Annotated in this window: 5 protein-coding genes; all 5 read left to right on the top strand. The window is 55.7% G+C overall.

The genetic code is table 11. The features are described 5' to 3' along the window. The 5 genes from P40081_RS18975 to P40081_RS18955 are packed head-to-tail and all read left to right on the top strand — an operon-like array spanning window position 1 to window position 24,026. Complete coding sequence (locus tag P40081_RS18975; protein WP_042137642.1) at window positions 1-591, top strand: indolepyruvate oxidoreductase subunit beta; 591 nt, start codon at window positions 1-3, stop codon at window positions 589-591. After that, window positions 581-9,040, top strand: coding sequence for an SDR family NAD(P)-dependent oxidoreductase (locus P40081_RS36495; RefSeq protein WP_052421899.1), 8,460 nt, complete (start codon window positions 581-583; stop codon window positions 9,038-9,040). The genes P40081_RS18975 and P40081_RS36495 overlap by 11 nt, the downstream gene beginning before the upstream one ends. A gap of 5 nt (window positions 9,041-9,045) precedes the next feature. After that, window positions 9,046-15,351 carry a beta-ketoacyl synthase N-terminal-like domain-containing protein gene (locus P40081_RS36490; protein ID WP_197074247.1) on the top strand — a complete coding sequence of 2,102 codons (6,306 nt, stop codon included), beginning with the start codon at window positions 9,046-9,048 and terminating at the stop codon, window positions 15,349-15,351. A 34-nt stretch (window positions 15,352-15,385) separates the two neighbouring features. Then, window positions 15,386-21,838 (top strand): SDR family NAD(P)-dependent oxidoreductase, encoded by a 6,453-nt coding sequence (locus P40081_RS18960; RefSeq protein ID WP_042137640.1) that lies wholly within the window; start codon window positions 15,386-15,388, stop codon window positions 21,836-21,838. Then, complete coding sequence (locus P40081_RS18955; protein WP_042137638.1) at window positions 21,831-24,026, top strand: type I polyketide synthase; 2,196 nt, start codon at window positions 21,831-21,833, stop codon at window positions 24,024-24,026. Before P40081_RS18960 ends, P40081_RS18955 begins: the two co-directional genes overlap by 8 nt. The last annotated feature ends 21 nt before the right edge of the window (window positions 24,027-24,047 follow it).

Below are 24,047 nucleotides of genomic sequence, written 5' to 3'. Positions count from 1 at the left end.
ATGACAGCAGCTACAAGCATTATTTTAGCCGGTGTGGGCGGAAAAGGTGTCATTACTGTAACCAATGTGTTATCCCAGGGACTGGTTGCGCTCGGGTATGACGTGAAGGTCTCCGAGGTGCACGGTATGTCGCAAAGAGGCGGAAGCGTGCATGCACAGGTTCGTTTTGGCGACAAAATCTACTCTCCCCTGATTGAAATGGGCACAGCGGACTATATTGTCGGCTTCGATCAGATCGAAGCGCTGCGCTGGGGAAGCTTCCTGAAACAGGAGGGGCGGATGCTCGTCAATCTGGCAGAGCTGAATGAAGATACATACAAAGGAAAGTACGAGGACAACTTCAGCCGGTATAAGCATGTCACTTATGTCGAAGGAACTGCCATTGCGAAGGAAACGGGAAATGTGCGGAATGAGAATTTCGTCATGCTGGGCGCGCTGCTGCAGGCTCTTGGCTTTGAATTCGATGTCTGGAAGAGCACGATGGAGAAGTATATCAAGAAGCAGTATCAGGAGGACAGCATTCTTTCTCTGCTTAGAGGGATGAGGGAACAACGGGTCGCCAGAGAAAAGGAGACGGTATATGAGCTCTAAGGCTTCGGCAAGCAAGCTTAAGCCGCGGAGGGCTGCAGCCGGGCAGGATGTGGCGATTGTCGGCATCGGGTGCAGATTCCCAGAGGCAGAGAATTACAGCAGCTACTGGAACAACATGATCAATCATGTGAATTCCGTCAAGCCTATCAGTTATGACCGCTGGCAGAACGGAAGATACGGACTGAAGAACGAGGCCGACCTCGGCTGGGACAATGAGCAGTTTGTGAAATACTGTGCTTCTTTATCCGGCATCGACAAGTTCGACAATACCTTCTTTAACTTGTCACCCAGAGAGGTGGCGAGCATGGACCCCCAGCAGCGGATTCTGCTGGAAGAAACATGGCATTGTCTTGAGGATTCAGGGATTCCGCTGGCCGAACTCCAGAAGGAACGGACTTCTGTGTATGTCGGGGTTACCGGCAATGACTACGGTCTGATTGCATTGACCGGTGGTGATAAGGTCGATCATTATGCGGGGCTCGGCAACTTCGAATGTATTGCGGCGAACCGCATCTCGCATACTTTGGGCCTGACCGGAGAGAGCCTCTCTCTGGATACCGCTTGCTCCTCTTCACTGGTTGCTGTTCACAAAGCAAGACAGAATCTACAGGCCGGAGAAGCGAAGTATGCCATAGCGGCAGGCGTGTGCCTGGCCTATCATCCTTGGCGGTACGTGACCTTCTCCAAATCGAATATGATGAGCCGGGACGGACAATGCAAGGCTTTTGACGAGAATGCGGACGGATTTGTGCAGGGAGAGGGCGTTGGCGTCCTGCTGCTGCAGAAGCTGGAGGATGCGGTGCGGGACGGCAACCATGTCTACGGCATTATCCGGGGAACGGCAGTGAACCACTGCGGCGCTTCACAGACCATCGCTGCACCGAGCATGAAAGCGCAGAAGGAATTGGTTGAAGCCGCTTTGCGGCAAGCCCGGGTAGATGCTTCGACCGTCAATTATATTGAGGCGCATGGCACCGGAACCGCTCTTGGCGATCCGATTGAAGTCGAAGCGCTGACCCAGGTGTTCAGGCAGTACACCGATCAGGAACAGTTCTGCACCATTGGCTCGGTCAAGACCAATATCGGCCATTTAGCAAGTGCCTCTGGCGTTGCCGGGATCATCCGGGTACTGCTGATGATGAAGCATAAGACTATTCCCAAGCTGCTCAACCTTACCGGTCTGAATCCGCTGCTGGACTGGGAGCATACCCCGTTTAAGGTAGCCACGGACAACACGGAGTGGGTGCCGGTCAATGAACAGACCCCGTTGCGGGCGGGCGTAAGCGGCTTTGGCTTCGGCGGAGTCAATGCCCATGTGATTCTTGAGGCCTACGAGCAACCGAAACCGGCCAGAGCCAGTAACAAATCCGTACCGGGTGCGCAGCTCTTCACTCTCTCTGCCCTGAACAGCGACAGTTTGAACGAGAGTATAGCCGTCTGGAAGTCTCATCTGAATTCGCCGGAGATAGCGGACGTATCCATCGGAGAGTTATGCAAAACGCTGCTTGCAGGCAGACGCCATTGCCGGGAATACAGAATCGGCGCTGTCATCCGGAGCAGGCAGGAGCTAGCCGAGTATCTGCAATCCGCTGCCTCCGCTGTTGAGCGGCTGGAGCCGGGCCGCAAGCGCTGGTCGGTACATTTCACCAATGTCATCTATACAGGATACACGGAGATTAAGAGCGTAATGGAAGAGCCGTATATCCGCGAAGTTCTTGAAGAGGTTATTGCCGAAACTGAGCTGCGCGGCGGGCCGGCTGCTATCCGGAGTGGCCTTACAATTGCCAAATGGAACAAGGATAAGCTTGCCGCCTACTCTTTCCTGATTAATTATACGCTGGCTAAAGTCCTGATGAGCCTGGGAGTAGAGGTTGAGTCCGTGAGCGGTGAGCAGCAAGGGACGCTGCTCGCAATGGCGGTCAGCGGAATGGTTACGCCTGTTCAGGCGTATGACATTCTGACCGGCAGGGCTACTCTTGCGGAAACGGTGCTGCAAAGACCGGAGCTGACCTTCATAGACCCTGTTCATCAAGTGAAGATTCACCGTATTAACATTGGCCCGGCGTATATTGCCGGCTTGCGCAATGTATGCATCACCGGTGCTGACGCTGCGGCGTTCAGGCATTATGTGGAGAAAGCCAGAATACTCAGCCGGACGCAATTTACCTTTAAGAAATATTTGCGGGATTGGGATCAATCCCCGGCGCTGCAGGCAGCGAAGCTGTCCACAGACTCGCTGCTGCATCAGGAGCAGTTGTTAGCTGCCGGTGAGGGTGGCGAGGCAATGGAGCGGCAGCGTGTTCTTCTGCTGTTGATCGTCTACGGTTCGCTGCTGAAGCTGAATCAGAAATGGGATTTGTCGGAACGCATCACTTTAAGTGATGCGCGGCTGAGTGAATGGGTCCAGCTTGTTCTGGATGAGGTTATATCCAAGGAAATGGCCGTCCGGCTGTTAACTTCCTCTGATGAGGAAGAAGCTGGAGTGCTGGAAGCAGTCCGGAATCAGCTCAATGAACGGCAGGATCAACTGAATTTAAATGTCCCCTACACCTGTCTGCACGAAGCCAATCAGCATATGGCAGAAATTTCCGGGCCTGCAAGCTGGAGAGAACAGCTTCAGGAGCAATGTGCCGGGCAGAGCGTCCTGCAGTCTGAGGTGATCCGGCTGTGTGCAGGGGATAAGGAAACGGCAGCATTATCGCCTCAGAGTGACGGAGTCTTCGGGTTCCATGAGGTTCTGCTGAAGCTATGGCTGGCTGGGGCAGATTTAGATTGGAGCAGGCTGTATCCCGGCGGAAGCTTCAAGAAGCAGCCATTGCCCGGCTATGCCTTCAACCGTTCTTCGTATTGGATGGCGGCCCCTCAGGCTGCTCCGGCTCAGAGCCATCCGATGATTGATCTGGCGAAGTCCAGCCCGGAGCGGCTGCTATTCGTGAAGACACTTAAGGTGAGCGATTTCTATGTTGGCGAGCATATTGTGGATGAACGGGTGATTTTGCCGGGAGTCGCTTATCTGGAGATGGTCAGGGCGGCCGGCGAATTCGCGGCCAGGACGCAGGTGCATTCCATTAAAGATGTGCTATGGGTGAACCGGCTGGAAGTGGCCGATACACGGGATGCCTATATTCAGCTCACTCCCGAATCAGGGTATATGAAGTTCCAGGTGTATACTGCTGAGAACAGTACCCGGCTTATTCATTGCACGGGCAAGCTCTATACCGGGACTGCACAGCAAGCGGAGCGGCGCAGCTTCAATCTTGACGCTATTCAGGCCCGGGGCGGAGTCAGAATTGCCAAGGATTTCTGCTACAACGAGGTGTTTGGCAGCTCCATCGGTTTTCAATATGGGCCAAGCTTCCAGGCTACAACAGAAGCATTGTGCGGAAGCGGAGAATCGCTGGAGAAGCTCGACCTTCCTCCGGACCTGCTGCCTGCATTTAGCCAATATATGCTGCACCCGTCCCTTGTCGATGCTGCGCTGCGGGCAGTGACCTGGATCGGCGGAACCGAAGCGTACAAGCAGCTAAGATTGCATATTCCGTTCGCACTCGGTGAAGTCCGCATCTACGGCAGGCTGACGCCAAGCTGCTATTCATATGCGGAGATCGTACCCGAGACCGCAGGCAAGGCAGCGGGGATGAAGCGGTTCAATGTCTATATTCTGAATGAGCAGGGGGAAGTGCTGGTGGAAGCCAGGGACTTCACGATCCGGGCCATTCAGCCAACCAATGCGGTTAGTGCGGCAAGCCGCCGTATTCACCTGTACACCGAGCGCTGGCAGGAAGCCCAGCTTCCGGAAGCCGGGGGGCTTGGCGGCCATAGTGAAGGGATCAGCAAGGCCGAAGTGAAGAATATGCTGTATATGGTCCGGGACAAAGGGAAGGCTCACCGGCTGGCAGAAGCATTCGCCCGGGAGCATACGGTGCCGGACAACGTCATTATTGTGAATCCGGGAGCGGACTACAGCGCAGCTGCAGGAAGTAAGGAATACAGCATCCGGCCTGAACAGGAAGCGGATTATGGCAGGCTGCTCACGGAGCTGCTGGCTAAGGGGATAAGGATTGACGCTATTCTGTATGAGTGGGATGGGGAACAGGCAGAGATCCTGAACGCCTTTTATCCGGTTCTGTATCTGTTCAAGGCGGTTACTCAGCTCTATTCCCAGCATCAGGTCCGCTTCTTGCTTGGCGCAGTCCAGAGCGGCAGCGAGCCGGGAGCGGGAATGCTGCGGGGGCTGTCCAAGGCCCTTCAGGCCACCAACCGCAGCTTCATCCCGTCCGTGATGTATTGCGAGCGTGCAGAAGAAATTCCGTTCTACGCGGCGCAAGAGCTGCTGTACCGCAAGCAGGCGTCATTTGTGGAAATTAGTTATTCAGGCGGAGCGAGAGCCAGCCGTGTAATCCTTCCGCTGGAGTCACTACCCGAAGCAGAGTTCAGCGGTTTCCGCAAACAGGGTACCTACCTGATTACCGGCGGAATGGGTAAGCTGGGACTTGCCGTGGCCGAATTTGCCCTGCGGAATTATGAAGCCAATGTGGTGCTGACCGGAAGATCCGCACTGGATGAACCGAGAAGCCGTGAGCTTGAGCGGCTGCAGAGTTATCCCGGGCAGGTTATTTACTTGCCTGGTGATATCGCGGAGCGGCAGACTGCCGCCGAGATTGTGGTGCAGGCCCAAGAGGCTTTTCATTCCATTCACGGCATCATTCATTGTGCCGGAGTGCTCGGTGAGCACCCACTGATGGAAGCCAGTCCTGAACAGATGGCAGAAGTGCTGTTGCCCAAGATCCAGGGAGCGGTCAACCTGGATGAAGCTACGCAGCAGGAGAAGCTGGATTTCTTCGTGCTTTTCTCGTCCGTTTCCGCAATCATTGGAGATTTCGCCAGAGGTACTTATGCGGCGGCTAACAGCTATCTCGACCGCTTTGCCTTACTCCGGGCTGAGCAGGTTAAGGAGGGGATGCGTTCAGGTGCCTCGCTGTCGATCAACTGGCCGGTGTGGAATGACGGCGCGATGCAGTTGTCCGGAGAGGAAGCCGTACAATACCGCCAGCAGGCCGGGATGGAGCAGTTGGATACACAGGCCGGTCTTGAACTGCTGGAGCAGCTGGTCCGCACGGGTGAATCCCGTATTATTGTAGCCTGCGGAGAACGGCAGCAGCTGAGCCGGGTACTTGCGGCAGTTACAGAAGAGAAGCCGCAGCAGGAGAGGGTGCTGAATGCTTCCGCGCAGAGTGTTCATGAGCGGCAGCGGGCAGCAGCGGTAATGGTAACGGGCGGGGCAACAGCTCCACTGAAGCTTCCGGTTCCGCCAATCCAGCAGCAGCCGCTTCATAGCGGTCTTGTCCCCAACGTTAAGGTGGAGGAAGCTATTCAGCAGTACTTGAAGGGAGTCGTGTCGCAGGCGACCGGGGTTCCGGCAGTGCAGCTTGAAGCCTCAGCCGACTTCTCCAAATACGGCATCGACTCCATCATGATCATGGAGCTGAATGGAATACTGGGCAAGGACTTCTCCGATTTACCAAGCACGCTTTTCTTTGAATACAGCACGATTGCCCTTCTGGCGGCATTCTTTATGGATAATCATGCGGAATTCTTTCAGCAGTCCGCCGGGGAGCCCGGTCAGAGCGGGGGAACGGAGCAACAAGAAGCAGTAGTGGAAGAAACGGCGGAACAAGTGATGCCAGAAGCGGTGTCAGCAGAAACGGGAACTGTACAGGAAGCGGCTGTAAAAGAGGAAGCTGCCCCCGCCATGTCCCGGCATCAGGGAGCAGAAGCAGTAAGCGGGGATATTGCGATTGTCGGCTTAAGCGGACAGTACCCGATGGCGGATACGCTGGAGGAATTCTGGGATGTGCTAAGCGGGGGGCAGGACTGCGTTACGGAGATTCCGCCGGAGCGCTGGGATTACCACAAGGATTACCATCCTGAGAAAGGCAAGCCGGGCAAAGTGTACACCAAGTGGGGAGCGTTCATGAAGGATGTCGAGAAGTTCGATGCCGGATTCTTCCATATCTCCCCGCGGGAAGCGGAGCTGATGGACCCGCAGGAGCGGCTCATGCTCCAGACCACCTACCACACGCTGGAGGATGCGGGAGCTGCCGCGGATACTCTCTCCGGCAAGAAGGTTGGCGTATTCATCGGCGTTATGAATTCCCATTATCAGCTGCTAGGTGTCGAGCAATACAATAACGGCCGGCTCATGGATGTCCGTTCTTCGTTTGCGTCCATCGCCAACCGGATTTCATATCATTTCAACTTCAAGGGACCGAGCCTGGCTATTGATACGATGTGCTCGTCAGCGCTGGTGGCTATCCATATGGCCTGCGAGAGCATCCGGCATGGTGAGAGTGAAATGGCGGTGGCCGGTAGTGTCAACACCCTAGTGCATCCGGCAAAATATATCTTCCTGACCGATCAGCGGTTCGGCTCCACGGAAGGCAAGTGCCGGGCCTTCGGCCAGGGCGGGGACGGCTATGTTCCCGGTGAAGGCGTTGGCGCGGTTCTGCTGAAACCGCTGGAGGCGGCGCTCCGCGACGGGGATTCAGTCTATGGCTTAATCAAAGGAACGGCGGTCAATCACGGCGGCAAGGTTAGTTCTTATACTGTGCCTAATCCGAATGCCCAGTCCGAGCTGATTGAGGAGGCGCTGCGGAGGTCTGGCGTGCATCCCGAGCAGATCAGTTACATTGAGGCCCATGGTACCGGCACTGCGCTGGGAGACCCGATCGAGGTGGCCGGGTTAACGAAGGCGTTCAAGAAATTCACCGCCAAAACGCAGTTTTGCGCCATTGGCTCGGTCAAGAGCAATATCGGACATCTCGAATCGGCAGCAGGAATGGCTTCCTTGACCAAGGTGCTGCTGCAGATGAAGCACAAGCAGCTGGTGCCTTCAATTCTCGCGGAGCAGCTCAACGAGAATATAGATTTTGCCAAAACGCCGTTCTATGTACAGCGTTCGCTCCAGCCGTGGAAGCCGCTTATGGAGGAGACGCCGGATGGGCTGAAGGTTCAGCCGCTCAGGGCGGGCATCAGCTCCTTCGGGGCAGGAGGCACCAACGCCCATATTGTGATTGAGCAATATGAGCCGGACGTACCTCCTGCAGCGCAGGGTGAGGAGCAGCTCATCGTGCTGTCCGCCAAGAGCAGGGACAAGCTGCAGGCGCAGGCTCGGCAGCTCGCGGCATTTATCGCCCGCCACCGGACGGGTGGACGGGTTGTGGACACAAGTGATCTAATAGCCGCCCGATTACAGGCTGTCCGTAACCGCTGTCTGGACGTTGTCGCGGAAGTGCTTGGCGTGAACCCCGGGCAGATTGACTATGACGAAATTCTGACTGAGCTGTGCGCGGATGCTGTACACCAGGTTAGGCTGGCCGATGCCATCAATGAGCTGGTTCAGGAACATGCTGCCGACAGCACATTAGGGGCTAACCGGTCGCTGCGTGAGCTGATGAGTCATCTGGAAGCGGCTGAGCTTAGCCGGAGGAATGCCGGAATCGGATTTGATACCCAGGCTTACGCCGAGACTGCTGCGTCTAGTGCGGCGGAGATGGATGCCGCCGATACAGACGGATATACATTGCGTCTAGAGGATGTCGCTTATACGCTGCAGGTTGGGCGGGAAGCTTTTGCCGAGAGAGTGGCCATTGTCACCCGGAATATCGGGGAGCTTAGGGAAGTGTTAATCCGCTTTGCCGCCGGAGAACCGAATTTGCCGGATGTCTACACAGGCAGCCTGGACCCGCAGAATGATGTTGCCGCCATTCTATTCCAGAACGAATCCGGACATCAGTTTATTGCCAACGCGGTTCGTAACAGACAATGGCCGCAGATTGCCCAGCTCTGGCTGCTGAAGGCGAAGATAGACTGGAAGCTACTGCATAATGAACGCAGCCGTGCACGGGTGATCACGCTGCCGAATTATATTTTTGACAAGAAGAGATATTGGATCGGCAATGGCTTCTCGGCGCCTGCCGCTGAGGCCAATCGCTACACGCTTGAAGCAGAGAAGGATTGGGAACAGGAACCAGCCTGTGATGAGCAGAACAAGAGCCTTCGGCCACAAACTTCACAGACTCCGCAAACCGTGACTCCGGCAGAAGCGATCGGATATGTAGACACGTTTGCAGACTCGGTGGAGCAATGTCTGAACCGCACGCTGGAGGAGGTCATTTATTTGGAGGCCGGAGAGGTTAACGCCGATCTTCCCTTCTCGGAACTGGGCGTGAATTCTGTGTTGACGCTGGAACTGATAGACAAGCTGAACGACCGGCTCGGCCTTGCACTGCATTCCAATGATCTGTTCAATTACAACACGGTACGGCTGCTGACCGCCCATATTCTGGAGACAGCAGGAACGGGATCTGTGGCCTCCGGGAACTCCGGGCTGGCGGTGGATAGCCCTATAGATCTGAATGAACTTGAACTCTTACTGGAGGGGAGCTAATGCCTATGCAGGGCAGAACACATACACCGGAATTTACGCAAAATAATGGGAATGTGCGCAGCGATGATATCGCCATTATCGGCCTCTCCGGCAGATTCTCCGGCGCCCGCAATGTGCAGCAGTATTGGGACAACCTTGTACAGGAAGTGAGCAGTCTTCAGGAAGCGCCTGCTGAACGCACGGAGCTGACCAAGCTGACCCCGGCGCAGAGGGCACATATCCGTTATGGGGGCTTTCTCCCGGGCGCGGATCAATTCGATCCTTTGTTCTTCCACATCTCTCCCAAAGAAGCGGAGCATATGGACCCCAGACAACGGCTGTTTCTGGAAGAATCCTGGAAGGCCATAGAAGATGCGGGATATTCGCTGCAGGATATGTCAGGCAGCAAATGCGGCATTTTTGTAGGCCTTCAGCAAGGGGAGTATCTGGAGCGGTTCCTGGGTGAAACGAACGAGCATGTCCCTACGGGGAACAGCTTGTCGGTCATTCCGGCGAGAATCTCCTATCTGCTCAATTTAAAGGGGCCGAGCATCGCCCTGGATACGGCCTGCTCATCGTCACTGGTAGCTTTGTCACTCGCTTGTGACAGCCTGCATAACGGCAGCAGCGAGATGGCGATCGCCGGAGGTGTCCAGCTTATGCTCACGCCATGGATTTATATGTCGCTGGGCAAGCTGGGGATGCTGAACACCGACGGAATCTGCAAGCCGTTCGCCGAGGAGGCCGACGGCATAGGCCTGGGCGAAGGCGTGGGCGCTGTGCTCCTCAAGAAGTATGCTGCCGCGAAGCGGGACGGGGACCATATCTACGGAGTCATCGCAGGCATCGGGGTCAATCAGGACGGTAAAACCAATGGCATTACCGCCCCGAATGGTCTCTCACAGGCAGCGCTGGAACGTGAAGTCTATGAGAAATCCGGGATTAACCCTGAGCACATCAGCTATGTGGAGGCACATGGCACGGGCACCCGGCTGGGGGATCCGATCGAGGTCGCTGCCCTCACGGAGACCTTCGGCGCATTCACGGACAAGAAGCAATATTGCCATCTCGGCTCAGTCAAAGGCAACATAGGACACACCCTGTCCGCCTCGGGCATGGCGGGTCTGATCAAGGTTCTCCTTAGCCTGCAGCACGCCAGAATTCCCGCTACGCTTCACTCTGGTGAGGGGAACAAGCTAATCGATTTTAAGAACAGCCCATTCTATGTGGGAAAAGAGACCGAGGAATGGCGCAGGGAAGCCGGACGGCCAAGAATGGCAGCGGTCAGCTCGTTTGGAATGAGCGGAACCAATTGCCATGTGGTGGTTGCGGAGCATATAGAGCAGGAAGAAGAAGCCGTCACCGGCACAGCCGGGGACAATGACGGGAAAGTGCTGCTGTTCGCTTTGTCAGCGAAAAGCGATACGGCACTCGAGGCCAAGGTACAGCATCTGCGGGATTATCTGCAGGAGCGCACAAGCTTGGGCAGACTGGCCAATATATCGTATACACTGCTGACCGGAAGAGATCATTACGCCTACCGCAGCATGTTCATTGCCGCAAGCAAGGAAGAGCTGGTCCGGGAGCTGGAGGCTTTTCTTCATAAGCAGCCAAGCTCAGGCTGGTATAGCGGCGGCGGATCGGGCGGCAATGAGCGGGTGAAACCTGCGCTGAAATCCAAGATGGAGCAATTGCTGGTCCAGTTTCATCAGGACCGGCTTACTCCGCAGGAACGGGCAAAGGCGGCGCAGTTGATTGCCAATTATTACATCAAAGGCTATGCAGCCGATTTCAAAAGCCTGTCCGCTGCCGGGAGCTTCCGCAGAGTGCCGCTTCCAGGCTATCCCTTCGATTATATGCGCTGCTGGATTGAGGCAGCGGATGAGAAGGGAAGCGCGGAGAATGGCGGAGCTGCCGGAAGTACCGCAGCTGCCGGAGGGGCTCGCGGAGTATCCGGAAGTGGCGGAGCTGCCACAGGAGCTGACCAAGTATCCAGAAGCAGCTCAGCTGCCGGAGCTGTCGGAAGTGCTGGAGCAGCGGCAGAGGGGCAGCTACATCCGCTGGTTCACCGCAATGTGTCAACGGTGCAGGGAATCGGCTTCATAAGTGAACCGGAGGCTGCCGGAAAGGCCGTGTTCGGCAAGTCTATTTATGGGGCAGCGGTATTCAGCGAAGCTATTCTGCTGGCTATAGGCGCGCAGGCTGCACTGCTGGGAAGTGGTGCTCCGGGTATTGCCTCACTGGAGCAGATTCAATTCTGCCATCCTGCTTCTGACAAGCAGCAAGTGAAACTGAATATTCAACTTCAAGGTGAGGGTGAGGGGGATTCCCTCCGGTTCGCTATCCTGCACGAAGGATCGCAGCAGGATATCCTTGCAGCAGGTACGGCCAGAACAGGCCTGGCTTATCCGTCTCACGAACCGGCAGCGCTGGATATAGGCAAGCTCAAGCAGGAAGCAGCGCAGGTTCGGACTGGGGATGAAGTCTACCGGGTACTTGAGAATCAAGGTATAGCTTATGAGGCACAGGCACAGATCATAACAGGCTTGTACAGCAGCCTGACAGACCACTTGGCGGTAATCTCACCAGGCCCGTTCCATTCGGCGGACGATGTCCTGGCAGCTATGCTAACTGAAGCCGTCCTGCAGGGGCTGAACATGGACATTATCAGCAATGGCGGCACGGCGTCTGCAGCTTATGAGATCGGTGAAATACAGCTTATCCGCCAAGCCTCATCGGCGAAATATGTTCATTTTCAGTCGGGTGGTCTGGAGACTGCCGGCGGTGAGCTTCATTATGACGTTCATGTGCTGAATGAGACGGGTGAAGCGGTGCTGTCCTTTAAGAACATCCAGATGGTCCCCGTCAGCACCCGTGAGATTGTTACCGGGGAGCAATACGCTCTGCTTAAGAAGGAATGGATGAAATCGGAGCGGCCTCGTGAGCGCAAACGGGTTGAAGGGCAGTATCTTATCATCGTAAATGAAGAGATGGATGATGACGCACTTGCAGCGGTCAGAGCAAGCTTTGAAGAACCGCTAATCCTGTGTGACGGAAAGGCGCAGCAAGCCCGTGACTCCGTGTTACCCGTTGACTTCACGCTTACAGAGGATAGTGAGCAGACGATTGAAGCCGTACTCGGGATGAAGCTGAAACTCAAGGGAATCGTTGATTTCTCCGATCTCCATGCACAGCCGAAGCCCATGTCCAAGCAGAGCTACGGTAAAATCATGCTTCTGCAAGCGCTGGTTAAGCAGGCGGGCAAGGATTTTCGGATTGTCCATTTGACCGGCGGGGTTCAGAATCCGGAGAACCGCACGGTTACTCTGGCCGGAGCGGATATCGCCGGGATCATCCGCACGCTTGGCGCAGAATATAGACAAGTCACCGCCCGCACCGTGGATATCGGCCTGGATGCTTCGGATATTAACCGGCAGCTCCGGATTGTTCTAGGCGAATTAAGCCTGGAATCCGATACCGCTGAAGCGTGCTATGCGGACGGATTGCGGTATGAGCCGGTTATCACCACGTTGAAGCAGCAGAATAAATGGATCGGCCGCGAACGGCATAACCGGTTGAAGGTAGACCCCAAGAAGGTCTACGTCATTACCGGAGGCACGCGGGGGATCGGGGCCGAGGTGGCCCGTCTGCTGGTCCGAAGAGGCGCACGGAAGCTGGTGCTGATGGGGGTTCAGGCTTTTCCTGTCCGGGAGGATTGGCCGGACATCTTGTCCGGCACTATCCATGATCCGGGAAGTCTGGCACGAATCAAGCGGGTAGTGGAGCTGGAAGCCTCCGGTGCCCAGGTTGAGGTGTATTCCGGTTCGCTGACCGATGCCGGGCAGCTTATGCCTTTTGTTGAGAGCATCCGGCAGCAGTGGGGCGAAATTGGCGGTGTTGTGCACTGCGCAGGCTCCAATCTGAATCAGCACCCGGCCTTTGTGAACAAAAAAATCGCCGATATCCGGCAGGTCTTTGAACCTAAGGTTGAAGGGGTGGCGGCACTCCAGCACATTTTTGCCCAGGATAAGCTGGAATTCTTTGTTCTATTCTCCTCCATTTCAGCTCTGGCGCCGCTGTTGTCTGCCGGGCTTAGCGATTACAGCGCAGCCAACTATTATCTGGACCTGTATGCACAGCATCAGCACACCCTCGGAAACAGTTATTATCAGTCGATCATCTGGCCTAGCTGGTCAGAGGTCGGGATGCTGGCGGATTCCGGATTTCAGCTTAGCCCGCTCTATACACAGTCAGGACTTACCGCACACAGCCTTGCCGATGGCCTCTTCATGCTGGAGGACATCATCATTGGCAGTGATTCGCCAAGTGTGATTCCGGCTATCCTGGACATGGATCTTTACCGCCCGGAATTATTGATCAAGGCAAGCGCTGAACGGGGGAAGGGTTTACCTGGGGCGAAGGCCGTTGTGAAGAGTCAAGGCAGTCCTGACGCTGCGGCAGCCAGGGGGGATGTACAGAATACACTGAGTACCCCAAGTGAGCTGCAAAAAGCGTCCGCCCTGATTCTGGATATCTTCTGTGCAGAGCTGAAGCTGCCGGGGGACCGCGTACGTGAGGATGTTCCGTTTGCCGAAATCGGCGTGGATTCCATTCTGCTGATCGAGGTCATTAAGAAGCTGGACACCGCTTTTCAGACCCGTATGGATCCGGCGCTGTTCTTCGAGCTTAGAGACATGCGCGCGCTGGCAGAGCATCTCTGCTCAAACGGCGCAGAATATAAGAGTCAGCCGGAGCTGGAGCAGGATGACCCGCCTTTGCTGACAGGCAATAGAATCAGATTCGCTGAACCGTATAACCGGGTGCCGGAATTTAATTACGGCCGTGGCAGGGAAGCAAGAATGCAAGCGGTACACAACGTACAGGACGAAACGCAAAGCCCTGAAGGCAGGCATGGCGGACGGATTGCCGTTATCGGCATGGGCTGCCATTTTCCGGGGGCTGGAGACAAGGATGCCTTCTGGAACAATCTGCGGCAGGGACTGGACAATATTACAGAGGTTCCGGCCAGCCGCTGGGATAAGGATGAATGGTACGCTCCTGTCTATGCAGAAGGCAAAAGCATCAGCAAATGGGGCGGGTTCCTGGACGATATCGAGCGCTTCGACGGCGGGTATTTCGGCCTTAAGGAGAATGTGGAGCAGATCAGTCCGCTTATGCGGCAGTCCCTTGAGGTTACAGCGGAGACTATTCTGGATGCGGGCTATGAGATGGAGGACATCAGCGGGAAGAAGGTCGGTGTGTTCATCGGCGCCCATCCAGGCTCTTATCCGGGCTGGGTGCAGGATATCAATAAGAATACGATCATCGGCATCGGGCAAAATTTCATCGCGGCTTATGCCTCCCATTTCTTCAATCTCAAGGGTCCCAGCCTAACGGTGGACAGCGCCTGTTCTTCCTCGCTCCTCAGTCTGCATCTGGCCTGCCAGAGCATCCGCTCCGGCGAGTCGGAGATGGCTATAGCGGGCGGGGTGGATCTGCTTCTGGATGAGCGTCCCCATCTCGTATTCAGCGCCTCCAAGGCCATGTCGCCGGACGGCAAATGCCATACCTTTGATGAGGAGGCGAACGGCATCGTGCCGGGAGAAGGCTGCGGGGCGGTGCTGCTCAAGCCGCTGGCCAAGGCCCTCGCCGACGGGAACAGAATCTACACGGTTATTGAAGCCTCGGCAACCAATAATGACGGCCGTACGATGGGGGTTACCACCCCAAGCATGCAGGCCCAGGAAGAGGTTATCGCTGAAGCGATACGCCGTTCCGGTATTAACCCGGAGACGATTGGTTACGTGGAGACCCACGGCACAGGTACGATGATCGGCGATCCCATTGAGCTGAAGGCCCTGACCTCGGTTTACAAAAGATATACCGGTGCCACAGGCTTTTGCGGTGTGGGCAGCGTGAAGACCAATATCGGCCATTGCCTCAGCGCGGCAGGCATTGCCAGCTTCATTAAGGCGGCGCTGTGCGTCCACCACAAGATGCTTGTTCCCACGCTGAATTGCAGCCGGCCCAATCCGCGCTTCGACTTCGGGCACTCGCCTTTTTATCCGGTGCTTGAGGCCGCAGCCTGGGACAGCCACGGGGAGGCCCGGCGGGCAGCCGTCAGCTCCTTCGGATTCGGCGGCACCAATGTTCATATGATCATCGGGGAGTGCGGGGAGGATACACTCAACGGTTATACCCAGCGCAGATATCCGTTGCCTGCACCGCTGTATAACAGGCAGCAGGCCTGGGTAAACCGCGGGAAGGAAGAGGGCAGGCAGACACAGGATGAACAGGATCAGCTGTCCTTTCTGCAATTCGTGGAAGAGTAGGCATGAATACGGGAGAGCGGAGAGGTGTGCACGCATGGACGCTTTAAATGGTGTGAAGTTCAGTACAGTAATTAAAAACAGCAATTATATCGTCAGAGATCATCGGGTTCACGGAGTACGGATCATGCCGGGTGTGACGCTGCTTGACATGATCTACCGGTTCCTGCAGACCAAGGGCATCAACCTGCGGGATATCGAGCTGCGCAAGGTTCTGTTCAGCGAGCCGGTCTCCACCAGCGGACAATATGATAAAAAAATCCAAATCTCGTTCACCAAAAAAGCGGACGGATACGAGGTCGTGGCGCAGAGCCGGAAGATTAAGGAGCACGAGCTCCTGGACAGTACCTGGGATGAAAACCTGCGCTGTGAGCTGCATTTGTCACCTGCGCGCACCGGCGAGCGGAAATCAATCGACATTCAGCAGATTAAAAGTCTGAGTCATCGCGTGGAAGATATGGACCATGCCTACAGCTATGTACGGAGAATTGATATCCGCCATCTGGAATTTATGAAGGGTCTGGGTAAGCTGTATTACGGCGATCAGCGTATCCTGGCTGAGATTACCCTGGGCGAGCTGGCGAGGGAATATATGGACCAGTTCTACATGCACCCTTGTTATCTGGATGCGGCAACGCTGGTTCAGGGATTCGTCGTATTGCAGGAGCTGGATTTCTCCAGGGAGATTCAGGCTTCCATACCGATGTTCATCGAATCCTTCCGTTCCTATGAACCGATGAAGGAGCAGATCTATGTCTATATCAAGGATGAGGGGTATCCGGATGGAGACATCAAGGATCTGATGTATTTCGATATCGAGGTGTATAACGGGCAAGGACAGGAGATTGCCAGCTTCAGACGCTGGGGCCTGAAGAAGATCAGGTCCAGGGAACTGATCAGCGGGCCTCAGAAGGTTCAATATGCAGCTGCTTCCCCACTGGCTTCATCCGCATCTGCTAAGCTGGAGCCGGTCCAAGTCAAAGCCCAAGCTCCGCTGTCCCGTAAAGGAGATCCGGCGGAAGAAGGTATGCGCAAGGCTGCCGTCACCGCTTATCTGAAGCGGCTGGTAAGCGGTCTGTCCGGAAGAGATGAAGCTGAGCTGCGGACCGATGAGGGCTTTTACAATCAAGGGCTGAACTCACAGCATTTGCTGGACATCGTCAAGCGGCTGGAAGAGAAGCTGGGAAGCCCCCTTTACCCAACATTGCTGTTTGAATACGCCACGATGGAGGAGTTAAGCCAGTATATTCTCCAGGAGCATAGCGATTCGTTTTTTAGCTCCGATACAGCGGCTGGCGATGTGCACCAATCGGCCAAGCCGGAACCGTCCGCTGCGGCCATTCACGCCTATACCTCCGCTTGGATCAACAGCCCGCTAACAGAGCTTAGCGAGTCAGGATACCCGGGGCAGCAGGAGCAGGTACTGGTCTTGTGCGGGCAGCAGGATGAACTGCTGTCTCTGGCTGGAATGGAGGCAGGCAATCGCTACACCTTCGTGCTTCCGGGAGAGCAATTTGCCGCAGCAGAAGCCGGCATTTACCGCATGAACTTTAACTGCGGGGATGATTACAAGCAATTGGCAGATGAATTACAGCTGGCGGACCGCATGCCCACAGTTCTGGTCAACAGCCTGAATTGCGGCGGGCGGAAGCAGGGCGGTCTGCCGGAGTCCGAGCAGCAGGTGATTCCCATGTTCTATATCCTGCGGGAGCTGCTGAGAAGCAGAATTAAATCGGCAGTAAAGGTTCTGTATTTCTTCGATCAAGAGGGGGCTGCCGCTCATCCGGGCGATGCAGCGATGGAGGGATTCCTGCACTGCATCCAATCCGAAACGGATAAGGTGGCTTATAAATGTATCGGCCTGGATGCGGAGAACCGCAGGCAGCTCCGGACAATTTTCCATAATGAACTCTACAGGGGCTGGGACAGCGGGCGCCGTGTGGTGTATGAGCGGGACATACGGAGAATACAGACCTACCGTAAGGCAGGACACGTAGCTGGCGGAGGTAAAACGGCCATTCGCAGCAATCAGGTCTACTTGATTACAGGCGGAGCCGGAGGCATTGGACAGAAGCTGGCAGCCCATGTTCTGCAGCAAGGCGGGACAGCCATTCTCTGCGGCAGAGCTGCCAAGCTGCCGGAAGAGGCTGCAGCAGGGTTAGGCGCGCATCAGCGTCTGGATTATGTAGCTTGTGATGTAACGGACCGGACATCGGTCGAGCGCCTGCATGCTTTTGTGAAGGAGAAATATGGGGAATTGGACGGAATCTTTCATTGCGCGGGACTTACACGTGATTCGTTACTGGTGCATAAGGACAGTGATGAGCTGCGTCAGGTGCTGCGGGTGAAGGCGGAGGGGACGGCCAATCTCGATGAAGTGTTCAAGGGGGAGCCGCTCACGTTTTTTGCTGCTTTTTCCTCCGTGGCGGGAATTCTGGGCAATCCAAGCCAAAGCGATTATGCGTTTGCCAATCTATATATGGACGCCTATGTACAGCAAAGAGAACTCTGGAGAGCGCAGGGGCTGAGAAGCGGCAAATCCCTGTCCGTCAACTGGCCTCTCTGGCGCGAGGGCGGCATGAAGGGCGACGAACATACGGAGCTTGCGCTAAAACACAGATTTGGCATCTTGCTCCTGGAGACTTCCGCAGGGATAGAGGCGCTGGAATGGGCGCTGCAGCGGGAAGAAACCCTATTGCTCATGGTTCCGGGGGAAGAAAGCAGGATTGACGCTGTCTTGGTCCGGGACGGGGAATGGAATGAGGAGTTACATAAGGAAAAGGCGGCTACGCAGCCTGAGATGGCTCCGAATCCGATTATCCGTTCTGCCGGAGGTACAGAAGAGGATGACCTCGCGATTATCGGTATCAGCGGGAGATTTCCTGGTGCGGACAATCTGTCCGAGTATTGGGAGCTGCTCAAGGCAGGACGGGACGCCGTATCGGAGATCGATCCGCAGAGGTGGAGTCATGAGGAGCAGCAGCAGATTGCCCGGGAGAGCTGGGGCAAGGACAGCTCCAGGTGGGGCGGCTTCCTCCGCGATGTGGACAAGTTCGATTCACTGCTGTTCAATGTGGCACCTTATCAAGCCGTGCTGATGGACCCGCATGAGCGGGTGTTTCTGGAGCTGGCCTGGGAAGCATTCGAGGATGGCGGGTATATCCGGTCTGCGCTCAAAGGTCAAAAGGTAGGCGTATTCGCCGGAGCCATGTGGATGCAGTACCAGCTCTACAACACCAGCCGGCAGGTCTCCACTTCCACCCTCTCGTCGATTGCCAACCGGGTCTCATATTATTTTGGACTGACCGGACCTTCGCTGGGCATTGATACCATGTGTTCCTCCTCGATGACGGCACTGCACATGGCCTGTCAAAGCGTGAAGAATCAGGATTGTGCCATGGCCCTGGTTGGAGGGGTGAATCTCTCCGTGCACCCGGATAAGTACCTTCTGTTATCCCAGGGTAATTTCGCTTCCTCGGATGGCCGATGCCGCAGCTTCGGGGAAGGCGGAGATGGTTACGTGCCCGCCGAGGCAGCGGGCGCAATTCTGATCAAGCCGCTGAAGCAGGCGGAGCGGGACCATGACCGGATCTATGCAGTCATCAAGGGCAGCGCCATTAATCATGGCGGGGAGGCGAGCGGGTTCACGGTTCCCAATCAGCGTGCGCAGGAGGAAGCCGTGTCCGAAGCGATCCGCAGAAGCGGCATCGATGCAGGCACCATCAATTATATCGAAGCGCATGGCACGGGGACCTCGCTGGGCGATCCGATTGAGATCAAAGCGCTGATGAATGCTTTTGCTCCCCATAAGGACGAAGACTTCAGCTGTGCCATCGGTTCAGTCAAGTCCAATATCGGCCATGCCGAAGCGGCTGCGGGCATATCCTCCATCGCCAAGGTGCTTCTGCAGATGCAGCACGGGCAGCTTGTACCATCAATTCATTCTGAACGAATTAACCCGCATATCCGGCTTGGCGATTCGGGCTTTTACATTCAGCAGAAGCTGGAGCCGTGGAAGCCGGTCACCCGTACCGCAAACGGGAGGACAACGGTGTACCCGAGACGCGCCGGCATCAGTGCTTTTGGTGCGGGAGGTTCTAACGCCCATGTCATTCTGGAGCAATATACCGGCAACAGAAGCAGCGGGAATCAGGATCAGCAGAATGTTGATAATGATCCGTATATCTTCATATTATCCGCGCAGACCCCTGAACGGCTGCAGGCTTATGCCCGGCGGATGAAAGCTTTTATGGAACAAAGAACAACAGAGGGCCACGGTAGTCATAAGGACATGACAGCTGCCCTGCAGGAGGTCATTGCTCAAATGCTGGACCTTCCGGTCACCGGGATCGGACAGGATCACTCCCTGGAGGAGCTGGGTCTCGGGCCTGTTGAATTCATCCAGCTGTGTGACAGGCTCCTGGCGAGCTTTGGCATCCAGGCAAACGCTTCTGCCGTTAGCGGTGACTTAACAGTGGAAGAGCTCAGCAGTCAGCTTGTACACGGAGTGGCAGGTATGGAAGGTTATGAGGCTGCTGAAGTCAGGGCCGGGGCGGTGCAGGAACTGTCGTTGCCGGGGCTCAGCTATACACTTCAGGTAGCCCGGGAACCCATGAAGCACCGGCTGGCTGTCGTGTACCGTACACTCAGTGAGCTGCTGGTGACGATCGGGGATTATTTGGAGCAGCGGGCATCCGCTCAACTGTTCACGTCAGAGGCAGGCTTGGCTGCACAAGGGCAGGCAAGTAAGGCGCAAATGCAGAGACATGTACAAATCCAGGCTAATCCGTATACGCCGGGCGATGCTGAACGCCTGGCCCAGGCATGGGCGGAAGGCGCAGCTATAGACTGGCGGATATTATACGGGAATGACGTACCTGAGCTTCTTTCGCTGCCGCATTATCCGTTTGCCCGTAAAAGCTATTGGATCGAGCCGATTAACCCTTCACAACTAATTACAACTATACAAGAGTATGCAGAACCCGCTCCAACTGCCGGATTCGCAGCGCCTGAAGCAATTCCGGCGTATGCGGGAAATGAAGTTATGCTGGAGCATGTGGAGGGCGGCGTCGCTATTATCCGCATTCAGGATGCCAAGCATAACAATACTTTTACCCATGAGGTTATACAGGGGCTCACCCATTGCTTCCAGGCCGCACAGCAGGATGAGCAGATCAAGGCGATTGTGGTTGCCGGGAACGACCGGATCTTCTCCATGGGCGGAACCCAGGAGCAGCTGCTGGATATTTCCGACTCCAGGCTGAGCTTCACGGATGCGCCGATTTTGTACAGGGGGATGCTGGAGTGCCCTATCCCTGTGATCTCTGCAATGGAAGGCCACGCTTCCGGCGGCGGCCTGCTGTTCGGATTGTATGCGGATGTTGTGGTTATGGCTGAGGAGAGCTTGTATTCCGCTGCTTTTGCCAAATACGGCTTCACTCCGGGGATGGGCGCAACCTTCATTCTGGAGGACAAGCTGGGAAAGAATCTCGCTGTTGAGATGATGTTCACAGCCAAAATGTATTCCGGCGAACAGCTCAAAAGCAGATCAGCCTCCGTCATCTTCCGGGCAAAGGACAAGGTGCTGCAGGAGGCGGTGTCGGTTGCCCGGCTGATTGCCGAGAAGCCGAGGACCACGGTCAGTGTGCTGAAGCAGGAGCTGTCCAGCCGGGTGCTGGATTCATTACTGCAATGTGTGGAACGTGAGAATGAAATGCACCGGATTACCTTCACCACCTCAGAGGTCAAAGCAAAGATCCGCCACTTATACCGGGCCGCGGAATCAGGGGGGAATGAGCGGGAAGCTGTAACGGCAGCAACCCTATCTGCACCTGAAGATAAAGGAAACAAGGCAAGCCTGCCGACCGGGGGTATACATTCCGGTTTAACGGACCATGACGGTTCAGCAGGTCTTGCCAGTTCAACAGACCCTGCTGACTCCATTCCTTCCATATATGCTTCAGAAGCCGATCGGAACATTGAGCGGAACTTCAAGGACGAACTGACCCGGATCATCGCTAACCGGATACAACTGGATGAAGCAGAACTGGACGAGGATATGAATTTCAAGGATATGGGTGTGGATTCCATCAGCGGCGTTGAAATTGTGCGCGATCTCAATGAGAGCTTCAGCCTGCAGCTCGACACCATCGATATCTATGACTACTACTCTATTAATCTTCTTGCCGCGCATATCGGGCGCAAGCTGGAGTCGTTTTTACAGGTTAAGGAAGCGGAAGTACCGGGAATACCGGGATTAAAGGCAGTACCCGCAGTCTCAGGAACATCTTCAGGTACGAGTAGGGGAGCAGAAGAAGCCGGAGCTTCAGGAGGACATGCCGGTTCAGGAGTATCCGGGGGTTCTGCCAACTATACTCCCCCATCGGTTAACCAGGAGGACCGTGATCTGCTGGAGCTGTTGTCCAGGCTGAACGAGGATGAGCTGGATGTGGACGAAGTAGCCCAGTTTTTGGAGGTGTACTATGAGTAACGGCGAGACGATCAAGGACATATTGCAGCAGATCAAGGACCATAAGCTGGAGGCACGCGAAGGTCTGAGACGTATCCATGAGCTGAAGCAGCGGGGAGATGCGGTTTCCGGTGCAGAGCAGACCCTCTCTCCGGAAGCCGTGGAGCAGCAGGTCAAGGATGTGCTGTGCCGGGTAGTGAAGCTTCAGCCGGAGGAGCTGAGCCATGAGCTTTCTTTTAAGGAAATGGGCATTGATTCGATCAGCAGTGTGGAAATTGTCCGCGATCTGAATGAAGCGCTGCATATCCAGCTTGACGGCATCGTGCTCTATGATTATCCGACCATTCCCGAGCTGGCCCGGTATATGGTAGATGAGATTCAGAAGAACAGCGGCGCAATGCCGGGGAAGGGAATCAATGCCAGTGCTGCGAATGCAAACCCGCAAGAGCAGATACACGAACCTGTGCAGTCCCAACGCTTAAACCACAGATATGAATATATGAATGATCTAATCGATCAATTCTCGACAAACAAACCGGCAGCAGCGCCGTCCAAACCGAAAGCGCCAATGAAGGAGCCAGTGAACGACTTTAAGGAGCCGGTAAAAGCTTCTGAACCAGCCACAGTCTCGCCGCACGCCGCACGATCCCTGAAGCCACTAACCGGGCGTCAGGCCAAGGAGGAACAAGCACCTGCGGCGCAGGCTCCCTTATCCGCTGGACAACCGGCCTCTGGAGCGCCCAAGCTGACACTGAAAACCGGCCCGGCTCCCATAGCTCCCGCAGCTTCAAGTACAGAGGCTACGGGCAAGATCAAACTGGGCTTTGCCGCCTCCCGCCCTGCGGAAGAACCGGTAAAGGTCACGCCGGAAGCTCCTCCAGGAGTTTCCGCTGACCAAGCCACAGCCGCCGCGGCAGAAGGCGTTGCGATTGTCGGGTTATCAGGCAGATTTCCCGGCGCCGCTTCGGCAAGAGAGCTGTGGCGTAATCTCCGTGACGGTGTAGCCAGCACGGGTGAAATTCCCGCCAGCCGGTTCGATATTCGGGCATGGTATGACGAAGACCGGAAAGCGGATCAGAAGACTTATTGTACGGTTGCCGGACTGCTTGACCATGTGGATGAATTCGATCCGTTATTCTTCAATATTTCTCCTAAGGAAGGGGAGATTATGGACCCGCAGCAGCGGATTTTTCTGGAGGAGGCCTGGAAGGCGCTGGAGGATGCCGGATATTCCGACCAGGCGGTGCAGGATACCCGCTGCGGCGTATTTGTCGGCTGTGCGCCAAGCGATTATACCAAGCATCTGGAAGCGAACCGTCTAAGCAATACCGCAGATGCGTTTACCGGGACTTCTTCGTCGATTCTGGCTGCGCGAATCTCGTATTTTCTCAATCTGAAAGGCCCGAGCATTTCAATAGATACCGCCTGTTCCTCGTCGCTGGTTGCCGTACACCAGGCATGTGTCAGCCTCTGGAATGAGGAGTGTGACATGGCGCTGGCCGGAGGTATCCGGCTGATGATTACCCCGGACAGCATGGTGCAGAGCAGCCAGATGGAGATTTTGTCAGCGCAGGGTGTATGCAGGCCCTTCGATCAGGAAGCAGACGGGACCCTGCTGAGCGAGGGCGTAGGGGTCGTGGTGCTGAAGCCGCTGAAGCAGGCGCTGGAGAACAGGGATCATATCTATGGTGTAATCCGCGGCTCAGGTGTGAATCAGGACGGCCGGACCAATGGCATTACCGCACCAAGCGTGAACTCGCAGATTCAATTGGAGAAACGGGTGTACGAGAAGTTCCGCATCGATCCGGCCGAGATCAACTATGTCGAAGCGCATGGAACGGGCACCGCTTTGGGTGATCCGATCGAAGTAAAGGCCCTGACCGAAGCGTTCCGCGAATTTACGCAGGACAGCCAGTATTGCGCGCTTGGGTCCGTCAAAGCCAATATCGGACATGCCACAATGGCCGCCGGTGTCGCCGGAATGATCAAAATCCTGCTGTCTCTGAAAAACAGACAAATCCCGCCGCTGATCCACTATAACCGGCTTAATGAGAAGATCAGGCTGGACGGAAGCCCCTTCTACATCAACACCGAGCTGGTAGATTGGCCGGAGAACAAACGGGGCTCCAGAATGGCTGCAATCAGCGGGTTTGGCTTCAGTGGTACGAACTGCCATATCGTCATCGAAGAATACCGCAGGGGAAGCTAGAAGCTGTAAGAGCGGCCGGAA

The organism is Paenibacillus sp. FSL P4-0081, assembly GCF_000758565.1.
Classification (GTDB): Bacteria; Bacillota; Bacilli; order Paenibacillales; family Paenibacillaceae; genus Paenibacillus_AQ; species Paenibacillus_AQ phytohabitans.
The sequence above is the reverse complement of the archived record's forward strand: the minus strand, read 5'-3'. Positions and strand labels throughout refer to the sequence as shown.

Coding starts and splice junctions, on each gene's coding strand:
- P40081_RS18975 (WP_042137642.1), top strand. CDS start 1: ATGACAGCAGCTACAAGCATTATTTTAGCCGGTGTGGGCGGAAAAGGT.
- P40081_RS36495 (WP_052421899.1), top strand. CDS start 581: ATGAGCTCTAAGGCTTCGGCAAGCAAGCTTAAGCCGCGGAGGGCTGCA.
- P40081_RS36490 (WP_197074247.1), top strand. CDS start 9,046: ATGCAGGGCAGAACACATACACCGGAATTTACGCAAAATAATGGGAAT.
- P40081_RS18960 (WP_042137640.1), top strand. CDS start 15,386: ATGGACGCTTTAAATGGTGTGAAGTTCAGTACAGTAATTAAAAACAGC.
- P40081_RS18955 (WP_042137638.1), top strand. CDS start 21,831: ATGAGTAACGGCGAGACGATCAAGGACATATTGCAGCAGATCAAGGAC.